The sequence below is a fragment of the Pseudomonas sp. B16(2017) genome, from assembly GCF_002113205.1.
GTDB classification, from domain to species: domain Bacteria; phylum Pseudomonadota; class Gammaproteobacteria; order Pseudomonadales; family Pseudomonadaceae; genus Aquipseudomonas; species Aquipseudomonas pharyngis.
Genome location: NZ_NEKA01000009.1, coordinates 13508 through 29114 on the forward strand (window position 1 = coordinate 13508; position 15607 = coordinate 29114).

The window sequence follows — 15607 nt, forward strand, 5'->3', positions numbered from 1 at the left end:
TTTTCTACAGGAGTTTCGGGTGGACGATTACCAGCAGACGATACGCATTCTGTCCGATCGCATAGTGCTGGCGCAGACGCCGATCCGCGTGCTCGACGCGGTCAAGTGGGACGAGAACATCCGCAAGGGGTTCCTCAAGGCCAAGGGCAAGGAATTGCCGGCGGTGGATCGCGACTACTACCTCAACCGGCCGCTGTCCTTCGATTCGAGCAAGGTCAAGCTGGAATTCCAGAACATCGAGCGGGACATCACCCGCCAGCTCGGCCAGTTCAACCCGGTCGGCCAGATCATGCGCCGCATGTGCAAGGAATACCGGATGGTGGTGCGCATGCTCGAAGCGCGCGGCACAGAGGATTTCGGCCTGATTTCCCAGGAGCTGTACGGCGCCGCGTCCGATGCGTTTCACGCCGGCGACCCGACCCTCGCCGACCTCGGCCTGATGATGTCGGACTATTTGAACAACATCGACGGCCGTGGCGATCTGAAGGACGAACCGAAGATCCTCACCGCCAAAGACGCCGTGCACCTGCTGCAAACTCGCCTGAACAAGGTGTTCGGCGAGGCCGAGGAAACCATCCGCGTGTTCGAGTCCGACGGCATCGTCGCCGACGCGGCGGCGGGTGCCGACTACATCAAGATCCGCACCGATGCGATGTTCAACGACCGCGACGTGCGGGCGCTGGAGGTTCACGAAGGCCTGGTGCACGTCGGCACCACGCTCAACGGTTTGAATCAGCCGATCTGCACCTTCCTCTCCAAAGGCCCGCCCTCGTCGACCGTGACTCAGGAAGGCTTGGCGATCCTGATGGAAATCATCACCTTCGCCTCCTACCCGAGCCGTCTGCGCAAACTGACCAACCGCACCCGTGCCATTCACATGGTCGAGGAGGGCGCGGACTTCCTGCAGATTTTCGAGTTCTTCCGCGAGCAGGGCTTCGAGATGGCGGAAAGCTACGGCAACGCCAGTCGGGTTTTCCGTGGCTCGACGCCGACCGGCCTGCCATTCACCAAAGACTTGTCCTACCTCAAGGGCTTCATCATGGTTTACAACTACATTCAGTTGGCCGTGCGCAAGGGCAAGCTCGAGCAGATCCCGCTGTTGTTCTGTGGCAAGACCACGTTGGAAGACATGCGAACCCTGCGTCAGCTGGTGGACGAAGGATTGGTGGTGCCGCCGAAGTACCTGCCGGACCAGTTCCGCGACATGAATGCGTTGTCGGCGTGGATGTGCTTCTCCAACTTCCTCAATCACTTGAGCCTGGACCGGATCGAAGCGGATTACTCCAACATCCTGTAACCAACCAATATCCCTTGTGGGAGCTAGCCTGCTAGCGATGGCGGTCAACGTTCAAAAGTGAAGTTGCCTGACACGCCGCCATCGCGAGCAGGCTCGCTCCCACAGGTTTGATCTGTGTTCCAACCCGAAATTTTGCGAGGTTTCACCGGATGAGAATCCTCGGCATCCTTTGCCTGCTCCTGACCCTCGGCGGTTGCAGTTCCTTGCTGTTCTACCCCGAACCGGGTCAGCTTTTCACGCCAGAAAAGGCCAAGCTCGAATACCGCACCGTCACCCTGACCACCGCCGACGGCCTCAAGCTGAATGCCTGGTGGCTGCCGGCCAAACCCGGGGTTGAGGTCAAGGGCACGGTGCTGCACCTGCACGGCAACGGCGGCAATTTGCCGATGCACCTGGGCGGGAGCTGGTGGTTGCCGAAGAACGGCTATCAAGTGCTACTGGTGGACTATCGCGGTTACGGTTTGTCCGAGGGCGAACCGAGCCTGCCGGCGATCTATCAGGACATTGATGCCGCCTTCGCCTGGCTGGACAAGGCGCCGGAGGTCAAAGGCAAACCGCTGGTGCTGCTGGGCCAGAGTCTCGGCGGGGCAATGGCCGTGCACTGGCTGGTGCAACATCCGGAAAGGCAAAAACAGCTCAAGGCCCTGGTACTCGACGGCGTGCCCGCCAGTTACCGCAGCGTCGGCCAATACGCCCTCAGCACCTCATGGCTGACCTGGCCGTTTCAGGTGCCGCTGTCATGGCTGGTGCCGGACAGCGACAGTGCGATCAACGCCATGCCGCAGCTCAACGGCGTGCCGAAACTGATCTTCCACAGCCTCGACGATCCGCTGGTGCCCCTTTCCAACGGCATCCGTCTGTATCAAGCTGCGCCGCCACCGCGTGTGCTGCAGCTGACTCGGGGCGGGCATGTGCAGACCTTCGGCGACCCGGTCTGGCGTCAGGTGATGCTGCGCTACCTCGACGATCCCGAACACTTCAACGGCCTGCGCCGCCTCGGCGAGATCCCGAATTATCCAACACCCCCGAATTCTGAAGACGAACCACCAGAGAGTCCGCAATGAGTGAAGAACGTAACGCCATCCCGCTGATCATCACCGGCATCTGCAGCATCCTCGGCACCGTCGGCGCCCTGTGGTACTACGGCTACCTGCACTTCGCCAAACCCGAGGATGCGTTGCTGCTCAACGACTTCACCATGCTCAAGACCGTTCCCGGCGAAGACTACAAGGTCTCCCTGACCCCGGCGCCGCAAGTGGCGCAATGCATCGATGGCGTGCTGGTGCTGTTCGACACCGAACAGAAAGGCCTGACCGGGGTGCTGGTCAACAGTCAGAAAAAGGCTGTGCGCTGCATGGGCCAAGAGACGCCGCAGAAGCTCGAAGAGTAAATCTGCGACGGACAAAAAAGCCCCGCCTGATCAAATCAGGCGGGGCTTTTCATTTACCGCTCAGCGAATCAGTGCGCGGTCGAGCTCACGGCCGAACGCGGCATCACTGGCTGGTTGTCGTTGGAAATGGTCACTTCCACGCGACGGTTCATCGCACGGCCCGAGACCGAGGTGTTATCCGCCACTGGGTATTCCTTGCCATAACCCTGTACGACGATACGCGAAGGGTCTACACCCATCTTGATCAGCGCAACCTGCACCGAAGTCGCGCGACGCTCGGACAGCGACTGGTTGTAGCTCGCGGTACCGGTGCTGTCGGTGTAGCCCTCGACGATCACTTTGCGATCAGGGTTTTCCTGGAGGAACTGCGCCAGTTTGTTGATGTTCACCAGACCGCTGGATTTCAGGTCGGCCTTGTTGGTGGCGAACAGCACGTCACCGAAAGTCACCAGCGTGCCGCGGTCGGTCTGCTTGGCGTTGAGACTGTCCTGCAGCTGTTTGATCTGCTGATCGCGGGCATCCAGACGGGCCTGGGCACGTTGGGCGGCGGCGTTCTTCAGGTTGTTTTCAGCGGTGCGCAGAGCGATGGTCTGCTTGGCCACTTCTACGCGCTGGTTGGTCAGATAAGCCAGTTGATCGACCTTGGCGGCGTCTTCTTTATCCAGATAAGCCTTGTCGGCCTTGTCCAGATAGTCGCTGGCATCCTTGGTTTCCAGCGCTGCGACCTTGCTTGCCTGCGGGTTGGCCTGCAGGCCGGCGTAGTTGGTGCGTGCCTGTTCCAGGTTCGGGTTGGGCGGCGTGGAGCAGGCAGCCAGGGCAACGCTTGCAGCCAGGAGAGCGGGGATCATCAGTTGTTTACGCATAATCGTTCGTCCTTTATATCGATAAGAGTTTCAGCCTTGCGGTCGGGATGCGCGCTTACTGCACTGGGCGCTGACTTTCCTGACGCAGTTCCTGAACACCTTTCTGGGAGTCCTTCACAGCCAGTTCGGCCTTGGCTGCCTGAGCCTTGCGTTCGGCAACGCGGGCATCCCACTCGGCCTGCTCGGACAAGCGACGGGCTTCGTCATACTTCTTGTCGTGCATGGCGATTTCGGCTTGCTTCAGCTTGTCCTGAGCTTGCTTCATCTCCACAGCGGCGAACTCGGTACCGCCAGCGCTGACCGCGCTGTTGACTGCCGATTGAGTGACGGCGTATTGCTCGGTCGGTGGGTTGCCGGCACAACCGGCCAGCACGAAGCTGGTGCCGATGGCCAGAGCAGCCAGTTTCAGACCGCGCAGGTGGGAGAACGAGGTTTGGGTCTTCATGGTCTTCAACTCCATTGGTTAACTCCTTGGAAGCTTCGAAATCCATCCTGGTCGAGGAGTGACAACCGTCATGTGTCAGCGCGTTTTGAAACGCTCGTTCCAGGCGTGGTTACCTGTTCCGACCGAAGGCATTTTTCAAAAGTTCAGAAAAGATGGCCCATCGCCAAAAAAAACTTTGACCGAACGGACAGGGCTCTAAACCGGGAACTTTGGCGGTGGGCAGAGGTACGCGCGGGCGAGAAACGGCGCAAAAGCGGAGGGGGACACAGTCACTGTGGGAGCTGGCTCGCCAGCGATGAGGCCATCGAATTCAGCACATGTGCTGCTGAACTGACGCCATCGAGGGCAAACCATTCCCACCGTTCTGAAGGGTCAGGAATCAGTGTTTCTGCTTCCCGGCAGCAGCCGACAAGTCATGCAGATGACGCCGCGACAACGCGAGAAAACGCGGGGTCGGGCCGACGTCTTCATACAGCGGATCGCCTTCTTCGTCGGTGGCGACCACGGTCGAGCCTTTCACATACGGCAGGCTCGCTTCGAACTCCTCGAGGGCGGCGCCGATCAGCTCGCCGAGCAGTTCTTCGGCATGGCGTTTGGGGTACATCTCGGCAATCGCCGCCAGCCGTGCGGCGGCTTCCACGTCCAGATGAATCGTGTAGCCGGTATCGGTCAGGCGACCCTTGGCGGTTTCTTCCCAATGCTGGGCGAGTTCACGGATTTTCATAAAAACCTCATGTCGCACCTGCTCATGGCAGGTCTTGGTGAGTATCCGGCGTCTGCCGGCGGCAAGCCGTTGTGCGGCTTACTGTTGAGACTAGCTGCAACCCTCAAGGTTTAAAGTCCCTTCGTCGTCTGCTTGTAAGAAGCGTTCCAGAGCGGCACTCTCTGTTCATCCACTCACTTGCGATCCGTCACCGATTACTGCTGGAGAGATGCTGATGACCGATATTGATGCACGCTTGCGCGAAGACGTTCACCTGCTCGGTGAGCTGTTGGGCAACACCATTCGTGACCAGTACGGCGAGGCGTTTCTCGACAAGATCGAGCAGATTCGCAAGGGCGCCAAGGCCGACCGGCGCGGCTCGATGGACGCCGAACTCAGCGCCAGCCTCAATCAATTGAGCGAAGACGAACTGCTGCCGGTGGCGCGCGCGTTCAACCAGTTTCTCAACCTGGCGAACATCGCCGAGCAGTACCAGCTCATTCATCGCCGGGAAGAGACCCAGGCCGCGCCGTTCGAGTCCCGCGTGCTGCCGGAACTGCTCGCCCGCCTGCGCAACGAAGGGCACAGCGCCGAATCCCTGGCCCGGCAACTGGCGCGGCTGGAAATCGAACTGGTGCTCACCGCGCACCCGACCGAAGTGGCCCGGCGCACGCTGATCCAGAAGTACGACGCGATTGCCGCGCAACTGGCAGCCCAAGATCATCGTGACTTGACCACGACCGAACGCGAGCAGATCCACAACACCCTGCAACGCCTGATCGCCGAAGCCTGGCACACCGAAGAAATCCGCCGCACCCGACCGACCCCGGTGGACGAAGCCAAGTGGGGGTTTGCGGTGATCGAACATTCGCTGTGGCAGGCGATTCCCCACCATATGCGCAAGGCCGATCAGGCGCTGTTCGCCGCTACCGGTTTGCGCTTGCCGCTGGAAGCTGCGCCGATCCGCTTCGCTTCGTGGATGGGCGGCGACCGTGACGGCAACCCGAACGTGACCGCTGCCGTGACCCGCGAAGTGCTGTTGCTGGCACGCTGGATGGCGGCGGATCTGTACCTGCGTGACGTCGATCACCTGGCCGCCGAACTGTCGATGCAGCAGGCCAGCGAAGCGCTCAAGGCCCGGGCCGGCGACAGTGCCGAGCCGTATCGGGCAGTGCTCAAACAATTGCGTGAACGGCTGCGCGCCACGCGCAACTGGGCTCATGCATCTTTGACGGCGACCACGCCGGCGCCTGCCGATGTGCTGCACAACAACCGCGACCTGCTCGATCCGCTGGAGCTGTGTTTCAACTCGCTGCACGAATGCGGGATGGGCGTGATCGCCGACGGGCCGTTGCTCGATTGCCTGCGCCGGGCCGTGACCTTCGGCCTGTTTCTGGTGCGCCTCGATGTACGTCAGGATTCGTCCCGTCACAGCGCGGCCATGAGCGAAATCACCGATTACCTCGGCCTCGGCAAATACGAGGAGTGGGACGAAGAACAGCGCATCGGCTTCCTGACCCGCGAACTGCAAAACCGTCGGCCGTTGCTGCCGGCGCATTTCAAACCCTCGGCCGACACCGCCGAAGTGCTCGCCACCTGCAAGGAAATCGCCGCCGCGCCGGGCGCTTCGCTGGGCTCTTACGTGATCTCGATGGCCGGTGCCGCTTCCGATGTGCTCGCGGTGCAGTTGTTGCTCAAGGAATCCGGCGTACTGCGGCCGATGCGCGTGGTGCCGCTGTTCGAAACCCTCGCCGACCTCGACAACGCCGGCCCAGTGATCGAACGCCTGTTGCTGCTGCCGGGTTACCGCGCGCGGCTGCAAGGCCCGCAGGAAGTGATGATCGGCTATTCCGACTCGGCCAAGGACGCCGGCACTACCGCCGCGGCCTGGGCGCAGTACCGGGCGCAGGAGCGGCTGGTGGAAATCTGCCGCGAGCAGCAAGTCGAACTGCTGCTGTTCCACGGTCGCGGTGGCACCGTGGGCCGGGGTGGCGGTCCGGCGCACGCGGCGATTCTGTCGCAGCCGCCGGGGTCGGTGGCCGGACGTTTCCGCACCACCGAGCAGGGGGAAATGATTCGATTCAAATTCGGCCTGCCGGACATCGCCGAGCAAAACCTCAATCTGTATCTGGCGGCGGTGCTCGAAGCGACCCTGTTGCCTCCGCCGCCACCAACCCCTGAATGGCGGCATCTGATGGACGAACTGGCCGCCGACGGCGTCGCTGCTTACCGTGCGGTGGTGCGGGAGAACCCGCAATTCGTCGAGTATTTCCGCCAGTCCACACCGGAGCAGGAGTTGGGCCGCTTGCCGCTGGGCAGCCGTCCGGCCAAGCGCCGTGCTGGTGGCATCGAAAGCCTGCGGGCGATTCCGTGGATTTTCGGCTGGACCCAGACGCGCCTGATGCTGCCGGCCTGGCTCGGCTGGGAAACCGCGCTGAACAATGCGCTGGAGCGCGGCGAAGGCGAGTTGCTGGGGCAGATGCGCGAGCAGTGGCCGTTCTTCCGCACCCGCATCGACATGCTGGAAATGGTGCTGGCCAAGGCCGACGCCGATATCGCGCTGTCTTACGACGAGCGTCTGGTGGAGCCGGAGTTGCTGCCGTTGGGTGCGCACTTACGCGACCTATTGTCGCAGGCCTGTTCCGTTGTCCTCGGCCTGACCGGTCAGTCGCAGCTACTGGCACATAGCCCAGACACCCTGGAATTCATCCGTCTGCGCAACACCTACCTCGACCCGCTGCATCTATTGCAGGCCGAGTTGCTGGCGCGTTCGCGGCAGCAGAATGTCGAGCAGGGCAGCCCGGTGGAACAGGCGTTGCTGGTGTCTGTGGCGGGGATTGCCGCCGGTTTGCGAAATACCGGCTAAGGTTTTCTGCGTGGGGCGGGGCACCCGGGGCGAACCTCGGGTGCCGTTTATTGACTGTAGGAAAAATGCGGTCAGGCGACAGTTAATGATGGGGTTGCGACTTGGGGAACCGCGTCGCAAGGTCGCGGCGGGCGCCGGTTTCTCCGACTTTTGGCGTCTTGTGTGGGCGCAGCCTGCTGTGTATCTTGATCAGCCTTTGGCCGTTTGGTCGGCCACGACCCGTTTTATGAGATTGGCCCCACGAGGCGAATCCGTTGTTTTTTATATAAAAAATTGAGGAGCACATCGATGCGCGTCATTCTGCTGGGAGCTCCCGGGGCCGGTAAAGGTACTCAGGCTAAGTTCATCACCGAGAAATTCGGCATTCCGCAAATCTCCACCGGCGACATGCTGCGTGCTGCGGTCAAGGCCGGCACCGAGCTGGGCATCAAGGCCAAGAGCATCATGGATGCCGGCGGCCTGGTGTCGGATGACCTGATCATCGCGCTGGTCAAGGACCGTATCGCTCAAGCCGATTGTGCCAAGGGTTTCCTGTTCGATGGCTTCCCGCGCACCATTCCTCAGGCTGAAGCGCTGGTGACTGCCGGTGTCGAGCTGGACGCCGTGGTCGAAATCGCCGTTGAAGACGAAGAAATCGTTCAGCGTATCGCCGGTCGTCGCGTTCACGAGGCCAGCGGCCGCGTTTACCACATCGTCTACAACCCGCCGAAACTGGCCGGCAAAGACGACATCACCGGCGAAGAGCTGGTGCAGCGCAAGGACGACACCGAAGAAACCGTGCGTCATCGCCTGTCGGTCTACCATTCGCAGACCAAGCCGCTGGTGGAGTTCTACCAGAACCTGTCCGCCAAGAACGGTGGCAAGCCGAAGTACAGCCATATCCCTGGCGTCGGTTCGGTTGAAGCGATCACTGCCAAGGTGCTTGAAGCCCTGAGCTGAAAAACCTGATCCGCTGCATCATCCACGGCCCGCTTGCGGGCCGTAGTTGTTTATACTGGCGCACTTTTTCCCCCACCTGATTTACGGACACATCGATGAGCACCTTGCTGGCCCTGGACACCGCGACTGAAGCTTGCTCCGTTGCCTTGCTGCATGACGGCAAGGTCACGAGCCATTACGAGGTGATCCCGCGCCTGCACGCGCAGAAACTGCTGCCGATGATCCAGCAACTGCTGGCCGACGCCGGCACCACCCTGCAAGCGGTGGACGCCATCGCCTTCGGACGTGGCCCGGGCGCATTCACCGGTGTGCGGATTGCCATTGGCGTGGTGCAAGGCCTGGCCTTTGCGCTGGATCGCCCGGTGTTGCCGGTGTCGAACCTGGCCGTGCTGGCGCAACGGGCTTATCGCGAGCACGGCGTAAGCCAGGTTGCGGCCGCCATCGATGCGCGGATGGATGAGGTGTATTGGGGCTGCTACCGCGAGACGGCCGGGGAGATGCGTCTGGTGGGCGCCGAGGCGGTGTTGCCGCCGGAAGTCGCCGCATTGCCGGACGATGCTTCGGGTGACTGGTTCGGTGCTGGCACTGGTTGGGGTTATGGCGAACGCATCGCTGTAAACCTGAGCGGGTTCGACGCTGGCATGCTGCCCCATGCCGAAGACCTGCTGACCCTGGCGCGATTTGCCTGGGAGCGCGGTGAAGCGATTCCGGCAGACGACGCCCAGCCGGTTTACCTGCGCGACAAAGTGGCCACCCCCAAGGCTCGTTGATCCTCGAAATCAAGTTTTCCCAATCGCGAGCAGGCTCGCTCCCACATGAGTGTCGCAAATCATGTGGGAGCGAGCCTGCTCGCGATGCGCTCATCGGCAAACGCCAATCGTCCGTTTCTAACCCCGCGCTTTAAACCTTTTGTCTTTTATGTGTTCTAGTTATCACTCGGCGATTTGCTAAGTCGGTCAGGTGCCGCTAAATTGCCATCATCGATACCGAGCATGACTTTATGCGTATAGACGGCGTTTCCACTCATTCCTACCCCATCAAGCGCAAGCCTCGCAAAGGCAATCCGGCGCTGGATGAGTCCGTCGACGATATCGACGGCGAGCTGGAATTCCCGACCGAAGAGCAACTGGCTGCCCGTGCCGCCAAAGCCACCGCCCAACGCCTGAGCAATCTGCCCGCCCGCCAACAAGACATGATTTATCACCGCGCGATGAAGAAAAGCGTGGCCATGGCCCTGGCCAGCTACCTGAGCACCGCCGGTTTTGTCGATTGGGATGCAGACGTGCTGGGCCTCGATCTGTACATCTGATGGATCTGCCTTACTACCTCGGTTGCCCGTCCTGGAGCGAAAACGCCTGGCGCGAGTATCTGTATCCGGTAGACGCCAGGACCTCCGATTTCCTCGGGCTCTATTCACAAGTGTTCAACGCCGTGGAAGGCAACACGACCTTCTACGCCAGCCCGTCGCCGGCCACCGTGCAGCGCTGGGCCGAGGTGATGCCGGAGCACTTTCGCTTCACTGCCAAGTTTCCCGGTGACATCAGCCACAGCGGCGATTTGCGCGATCAACTGACTGCCGCCGAAACCTTCCTCCAGTTGCTCAAACCGCTCGGTGAGCGCGTCTCGCCAATGTGGCTGCAACTGTCGAAAAGCTTCACGCCATACCGCTTGCCTGAGCTTGCCGCATTCATCGATGCGCTGGATTGTCCGCTGGCGGTGGAAGTGCGCCACGAACAGTTTTTCGCCAAGGGTGAGAGTGAGCGTTTGCTCAACCGGCTGTTGCTGGATCGTGGCGTGGAGCGCATCTGTCTCGATCCGCGCGCGCTGTTCAGTTGCCTGTCCACCGAATCGTCAGTGATCCACGCCCAATCAAAAAAGCCCCGCGTGCCGACACGGCCGGCAGCGTTCACTCAATTCCCGCAGGTGCGCTTCATCGGCCATCCGGAGCTTGAGGCCAACGACCCGTTCCTGGTGCCGTGGGTGGCGAAAATCGCCGAGTGGATCGAAGAGGGCCGCACGCCGTACATCTTCCTGCACACCGCCGACAACATTCTTGCGGCGAAGCTGGCGCAACGTTTTCACGCACAACTGATGCAACGTTTGCCTGGCCTGCGACCTTTGCCTGAGCTATACAGAGAACCCGCCGCTGAGCAACTTGGCCTGCTCTGAGGCGGATTTCTTTCCTGCCCAGGAGCCTGCCGATGGACGCCCAAGCCCGTCAACAACAAGCCCGTAAAGCCGAAACCTTCAAAGCCCTGCACGAACGCCCCGGGATTTTCGTGATTCCCAATCCGTGGGATGCCGGTTCCGCGAATATGCTCGCCAGTCTCGGCTATCAGGCGCTGGCGACCACCAGCGCCGGTTATGCGTTTTCCCAAGGCAAGCCCGATGGTGGCCTGAGTCTTGACGATACGCTGGCCAATGTCCGGGCGATTGTCGCGGCCACGGATTTGCCGGTGGCAGTGGATCTGGAAAACGGCTTCGCCGACGCCCCGGCCGAATCGGCGCAGAGTCTGATCCGCGCAGCCGAGGCGGGCGCCGTGGGTGGTTCGATCGAAGATGCCACCGGCCGGGAAGACTCGCCGATCTACTGTTTCGAACACGCGGTGGCAAGGATCGAAGCCGCCGTCGCTGCCGTGCGCACCTTGCCGTTTCCCTTCACCTTGACGGCCCGTGCGGAAAACTACCTGCACGGCAATCCCGATCTCAACGACACCATCCGCCGCTTGCAGGCCTTTGCCGAAGCCGGCGCCGACGTGTTGTACGCGCCGGGCCTGCGCACCGCCGAAGAAGTCCTCGCGGTAGTGCGCGCAGTGGCGCCGAAACCGGTCAATGTGTTGATGTCCGGCGGCTTGAAACTGACCGTGCAGGAGCTGGAAGAAATGGGCGTGAAGCGGATCAGCACCGGCTCGGCGCTGGCACTGGCGGCATTGGGTGAGTTTTTCCGCGCGGCTGAAGAAATCCAGCAGTCCGGCACGTTCACCTTCACCTCCCGTTCGATGCCGTACGCCAAGGCCAATCAATTCTTCAAGGGATGAGCATGGGGCGCTGGCTGGTGTTGGCAGGCCTGCTGATCATCGGTGGCGGGCTGATCGGCGTCTGGCGCGGTTGGCTCGATGTGCCGCCGCAGTGGAACCCGTGGGCGCCGCTGGACGTGCAGGCGACGCCCAACTGGCTCACGGGTTACAAGTTGATGCGCCTGCGCAGCGATCCGCTGTTGTGCCAGCAGGCATTGGGCAGCTCTGGCCTGCGGGTTTCGCCACAGGCCGACAGTCCGGATGCCAAATGTCCGTTGATCAGCGCTTTGCGCGTGCAGGGCGGCGGGGTGGGGCTCAGCAGCAGCTTTCTCGCCAGTTGCCCGTTGGCCGTGGCGTTTGCGATGTTCGAGCGCCATACGTTGCAACCGGCGGCGCAGCAGGTCTACGGTCAATCCGTGGCGCGGGTCGATCATCTTGGCAGCTTTGCCTGCCGCAACGTCTACAACCGCGAGAGCGGCGCGCTCAGCCGCCACGCCAGCGCCGATGCCCTGGACATCGCCGGCTTCCGCCTGGCGGATGGTCGTGCGATCAGCGTGCTCAAGGACTGGCCGAAGCAAAACCAAGACGCGCAGTTTCTACGTCAGGTGCGCGATGGCGCCTGCGAGGTGTTCAGTGTGGTGTTGAGTCCGGATTACAACGCCGCCCATCGCAATCACTTTCATGTCGATGTCGGGCGCTGGAGCGTGTGTCGCTGAGGAATCAGGCGGCGATGCGCAGGTTCTGCTGAACGATTGGGCGTACCCAGCCGTTATCGAAGTCCAGGGCTTTCTGCTGCTCGACGATGGCTTCCGGCGGGAATGGCGGGTACGGCTGCAGCAGATCCAGGTCGAACTCGGCAATCGGCAGGTACAGCGGTTTTTTCTGCGGGGCAGGGCCTGGCTCCGGAATCGGCTGGCCGTTGTTGATCACGACCGGACGAACCCAGCTGCTGTCGAAATCCTGCTGCTTTTGCTGAGTCTTGATTTCTTCTGGCGGGAACGGAGGGTACGGCTCGGCCAGCGTCATGTCGATCTCGGCAATCGGCAGGAACAGCGGCTCCGGCGGACGCACCTCGGTTTCAACCACATCGCATTCACGCTGGCTGACGATGTGCGCGTGCAGTTCGCTGCCGACAGTCGGTTCTTCAGGGCTTTCCAGGTCAACCGGTGGGAACGTGCCGCAGGCCGGCACCACATCACTCGATTGTTCGGCCAGTGCCTGGGCAAAGAAATCCTGCCACAGGTGGCTGACGCCGCCCAATGCTTGAGTGTTATGACGGCTGAAGTCGCCTGTGGGCGAAATGTAGCCAATCGATGTGGGAAGAATGCCTGACATTTTTTTCGGTTGACGCTCAGCTCTGGCAAAATGCGCGTTGATTGGGTTATCGGCGGTTTTTGCCGATCCTTAACTTTTTTGAGCGTGTTTTCCATGATTGAGCAACCCGCGGCCTGCCGCATCCATGTCGAGGCCCTCGGCCCGACGTTCGAAGCGCAGGCCGAGCAGTGGGCGCAACGCCTGAACCTGCCGTTGCAGGTGGCTGATGGCGAGTTTGCCCTGCAGGTCGGCGAGCAGGGTTTGCAGCTGCAACAACTGGGGCCGGATGCGCCGGGACCGGTGCGGGTCGACTTCGTCGAGGGCGGTGCGGCCCATCGCCGGTTGTACGGCGGCGGCAGTGGGCAGATGATCGCCAAGGCGGTCGGCATCGCCCAGGGCGTGCGTCCTCGGGTGCTGGATGCCACGGCAGGGCTGGGCAAGGATGCGTTCGTGCTGGCCAGCCTCGGTTGCGAGATGAGCCTGATCGAGCGTCAGCCATTGATCGGCGCGTTGCTGGAGGATGGTCTGGCCCGCGCTGCGGAAGACTTCGAGGTGGCGCCGATCGTGGCGCGGATGAAGCTGCTCAAGGGCAACTCCATCGACGTGATGCGCAATTGGGAGGGCGAGCCGCCGCAGGTGATCTACCTCGACCCGATGTTCCCGCACCGTGAGAAAACCGCGCTGGTGAAGAAGGAAATGCGCCTGTTCCGCCCGTTGGTAGGCGATGACCCGGATGCACCGGCCTTGCTGGAAGCGGCGTTGGCGCTGGCCACGCACCGGGTGGTGGTCAAGCGCCCGCGCAAGGCGCCGTGCATCGAAGGGCCGAAGCCGAGCCATGCGCTGGATGGCAAATCCAGCCGCTATGACATCTACCCGAAGAAAGCGCTCAAGGCCTGAGCCGTCGCATAAGAAAATCCCACGCATGGCGTGGGATTTTTGTTTTCAGGGTCGAAAAGCCCGCATGAACAGCCCGACCACTTCCTGCACATGACTTTCCGCCGCCTCGCCGGTCAGCGGCTCACCGCAGCCGTACAACAGGCGGAAATTCCCGGCGCCCTTGATCAGGCAAAAGAAGTGCTCGGCGGCGTTGTGCGGGTTGTCGATGCTCAGCACGCCGGTTTCGTGAATCCGCCGCAGCAAACGTTCCATTCCCTGCACCATGCGCTGAGGGCCGGCCTCGAAGAAGATCAGTGACAGGTTGGGATCCTGACTGCCCAAGGCCATGATCAGACGATGCAGGTTCACCGATTCATCGCTGTTGATCAGGTGGTGAAAGCCTCGCGCAATGTTCAGCAACACATTTTCCACCGCGATGCCGTCCGGCAATTCGAAAAACAGCGGTGGCAATTGCTCCTCGCATTTGGCCACCACGGCGGCAGAGAACAGCGTCTCCTTGTCGTTGAAATGGCTGTAGACCGTCAGCTTCGACACCCCGGCCTCGGCGGCCACCGCGTCCATGCTGGTGTTGGCATAGCCATGACTCAGGAACAGGATTTTCGCCGCCTCGAGAATCGCCTGGCGTTTGGCCGGATCCTTCGGTCGGCCCGGGCCGTTTGGAGTGGAAAGATTGTTCGACATTCTTCGCTTTTAATACTGGACTGGTGAGTTTGCTATTAATAACATACCGGCCAGTATAATTATTCCAAGCCTCCTTAGCGAAAGGTCCTTCACCATGTTCCGCCATGCGTTGTCCTTTGCGGTGCCAGTCAGTCTGGCTTTTTTATTGTCGGCGTGTGGCAAGGAAGAGGTGACGCAAGTCAACGTGCGACCGGCCATGGTGGTGCAGCCAGAGCCTTCGGCGCAGGCGATGGAAAGTTATCCGGGCGAGGTTCGCGCCCGCTACGAACCCGATCTGGCGTTCCGCATCGGCGGCAAAGTCAGCCGACGACTGGTCGAGGAAGGCCAGCGCGTGAAGGCCGATCAGCCACTCGCCGAGCTCGATCCGCAGGATGTGCGCCTGCAACTGGAAGCCACCCGGGCCCAGGTCGCGGCGGCCGAAGCCAACCTGAACCTGGTGCGTGCCGAGCGTGACCGCTACAAGACCCTGATGGAACGGCAGATGGTCAGCCGCTCGGCCTACGACAATGCCGAAAATCTCTATCGCTCCGGCGAGGCCCGCCTGAAACAGATCAAAGCCGAATTCAACGTCTCGACCAATCAGGCCAGTTACGCCGTGCTGCGCGCGCCCCAGGATGGCGTGGTGGCCAAGCGTTCGGTGGAGGTCGGGCAGGTGGTCGCCGCCGGGCAGACCGTTTTCACTCTCGCCACTGACGGCGAACGGGAAGTGCTGATCAGCCTGCCGGAGCAGAGCTTCGGCCGCTTCAAGGTCGGCCAGCCGGTCTCTGTGGAGCTATGGACGCAACAGAACCAGCGCTTCGCCGGGCAGATCCGCGAGCTGTCGCCGGCCGCCGATCCGAAATCCCGCACCTTCGCCGCACGCATTTCATTCACCGCCGGCAAGGTCCCGGCAGAACTGGGCCAGAGCGCCCGGGTCTTCGTGCGGACCGCCGATGTCATCCCGCTGTCGGTGCCGCTCTCGGCACTGACTGCCGAAAACGGCGCGACCTACGTCTGGGTCGTCAGCGCCAACAACACCCTGAAAAAGACCCCGGTGCGCGTCGGCCCGTTCGGTGAGAAAACCGTGCCGGTGCTCGAAGGCCTGAACGCCAGCGACTGGGTGGTCGCCGCTGGCGTTCACGTATTGCTGGAAGGGCAGCAGGTGCGTCCGGTGGATCGCTCCAACCGCGTGGTCAATCTGGCGGACAAGGAGTAA

General features: G+C 61.7%; 17 protein-coding genes. 12 read left to right on the forward strand and 5 right to left on the reverse strand.

Annotated elements, in window-relative coordinates; all coding sequences use genetic code 11:
* The first annotated feature begins 19 nt into the window (after positions 1-19).
* The 3 genes from CAG25_RS16760 (at position 20) to CAG25_RS16770 (ending at position 2687) form a co-directional block, all read left to right on the forward strand.
* The gene (locus CAG25_RS16760) at positions 20-1297 is read left to right on the forward strand and encodes a flavohemoglobin expression-modulating QEGLA motif protein (RefSeq protein WP_064593712.1); all 1278 of its coding nucleotides are present in this window, start codon (positions 20-22) and stop codon (positions 1295-1297) included.
* 149 nt (positions 1298-1446) lie between these two features.
* Entirely contained in the window at positions 1447-2361 is a 915-nt protein-coding gene (locus CAG25_RS16765) for an alpha/beta hydrolase (RefSeq protein ID WP_085612269.1), read from the forward strand.
* Entirely contained in the window at positions 2358-2687 is a 330-nt protein-coding gene (locus tag CAG25_RS16770) for a hypothetical protein (RefSeq protein WP_011332651.1), read from the forward strand. The genes CAG25_RS16765 and CAG25_RS16770 overlap by 4 nt, the downstream gene beginning before the upstream one ends.
* 68 nt (positions 2688-2755) lie before the next feature.
* Here the strand turns inward: CAG25_RS16770 and CAG25_RS16775 are convergent, their stop codons facing one another.
* The 3 genes from CAG25_RS16775 to CAG25_RS16785 all read right to left on the reverse strand — a co-directional run bounded on the left by CAG25_RS16775 (position 2756) and on the right by CAG25_RS16785 (position 4719).
* Positions 2756-3550, reverse strand: a complete 795-nt coding sequence (locus CAG25_RS16775) for an OmpA family protein (RefSeq protein WP_039769619.1) — start codon at positions 3548-3550, stop codon at positions 2756-2758.
* 55 nt (positions 3551-3605) lie between these two features.
* Positions 3606-4010, reverse strand: a complete 405-nt coding sequence (locus CAG25_RS16780) for a DUF4398 domain-containing protein (RefSeq protein ID WP_011332653.1) — start codon at positions 4008-4010, stop codon at positions 3606-3608.
* A 364-nt stretch (positions 4011-4374) separates the two neighbouring features.
* Positions 4375-4719 carry a hypothetical protein gene (locus tag CAG25_RS16785; RefSeq protein WP_011332654.1) on the reverse strand — a complete coding sequence of 115 codons (345 nt, stop codon included), beginning with the start codon at positions 4717-4719 and terminating at the stop codon, positions 4375-4377.
* Positions 4720-4933: 214 nt separating this feature from the next.
* On the opposite strand from CAG25_RS16785, the gene ppc reads away from it, so the two are divergent.
* The 7 genes from ppc (at position 4934) to CAG25_RS16820 (ending at position 12236) form a co-directional block, all read left to right on the forward strand.
* Positions 4934-7564, forward strand: coding sequence for a phosphoenolpyruvate carboxylase (gene ppc, locus CAG25_RS16790; RefSeq protein WP_085612398.1), 2631 nt, complete (start codon positions 4934-4936; stop codon positions 7562-7564).
* A 288-nt stretch (positions 7565-7852) separates the two neighbouring features.
* Positions 7853-8503 carry an adenylate kinase gene (gene adk, locus CAG25_RS16795; protein WP_064593717.1) on the forward strand — a complete coding sequence of 217 codons (651 nt, stop codon included), beginning with the start codon at positions 7853-7855 and terminating at the stop codon, positions 8501-8503.
* A gap of 95 nt (positions 8504-8598) precedes the next feature.
* The gene (gene tsaB, locus CAG25_RS16800) at positions 8599-9273 is read left to right on the forward strand and encodes a tRNA (adenosine(37)-N6)-threonylcarbamoyltransferase complex dimerization subunit type 1 TsaB (RefSeq protein ID WP_085612270.1); all 675 of its coding nucleotides are present in this window, start codon (positions 8599-8601) and stop codon (positions 9271-9273) included.
* Between the two features lie 230 nt (positions 9274-9503).
* On the forward strand, positions 9504-9812 hold the full coding sequence (locus CAG25_RS16805) for a hypothetical protein (RefSeq protein ID WP_007954720.1): 309 nt from the start codon (positions 9504-9506) through the stop codon (positions 9810-9812).
* Positions 9812-10672, forward strand: coding sequence for a DUF72 domain-containing protein (locus tag CAG25_RS16810; RefSeq protein ID WP_085612271.1), 861 nt, complete (start codon positions 9812-9814; stop codon positions 10670-10672). Before CAG25_RS16805 ends, CAG25_RS16810 begins: the two co-directional genes overlap by 1 nt.
* A 32-nt stretch (positions 10673-10704) precedes the next feature.
* Positions 10705-11541 (forward strand): oxaloacetate decarboxylase, encoded by an 837-nt coding sequence (locus CAG25_RS16815; RefSeq protein WP_085612272.1) that lies wholly within the window; start codon positions 10705-10707, stop codon positions 11539-11541.
* Between the two features lie 2 nt (positions 11542-11543).
* A complete protein-coding gene (locus tag CAG25_RS16820) occupies positions 11544-12236 on the forward strand; it encodes an extensin family protein (protein ID WP_085612273.1) in 693 nt (230 codons plus the stop codon).
* Positions 12237-12240: 4 nt separating this feature from the next.
* On the opposite strand, the gene CAG25_RS16825 is transcribed toward CAG25_RS16820, so the two are convergent.
* Entirely contained in the window at positions 12241-12855 is a 615-nt protein-coding gene (locus tag CAG25_RS16825; RefSeq protein ID WP_085612274.1) for an energy transducer TonB, read from the reverse strand.
* Between the two features lie 93 nt (positions 12856-12948).
* On the opposite strand from CAG25_RS16825, the gene CAG25_RS16830 reads away from it, so the two are divergent.
* Positions 12949-13731, forward strand: coding sequence for a class I SAM-dependent methyltransferase (locus tag CAG25_RS16830; RefSeq protein WP_064593732.1), 783 nt, complete (start codon positions 12949-12951; stop codon positions 13729-13731).
* Between the two features lie 45 nt (positions 13732-13776).
* Here CAG25_RS16830 and CAG25_RS16835 read toward each other — a convergent pair whose 3' ends face one another.
* Entirely contained in the window at positions 13777-14412 is a 636-nt protein-coding gene (locus tag CAG25_RS16835; RefSeq protein WP_085612275.1) for a TetR/AcrR family transcriptional regulator, read from the reverse strand.
* A gap of 94 nt (positions 14413-14506) precedes the next feature.
* Between CAG25_RS16835 and CAG25_RS16840 the strand changes: the two genes are divergently transcribed.
* Positions 14507-15607, forward strand: a complete 1101-nt coding sequence (locus tag CAG25_RS16840) for an efflux RND transporter periplasmic adaptor subunit (protein ID WP_085612276.1) — start codon at positions 14507-14509, stop codon at positions 15605-15607.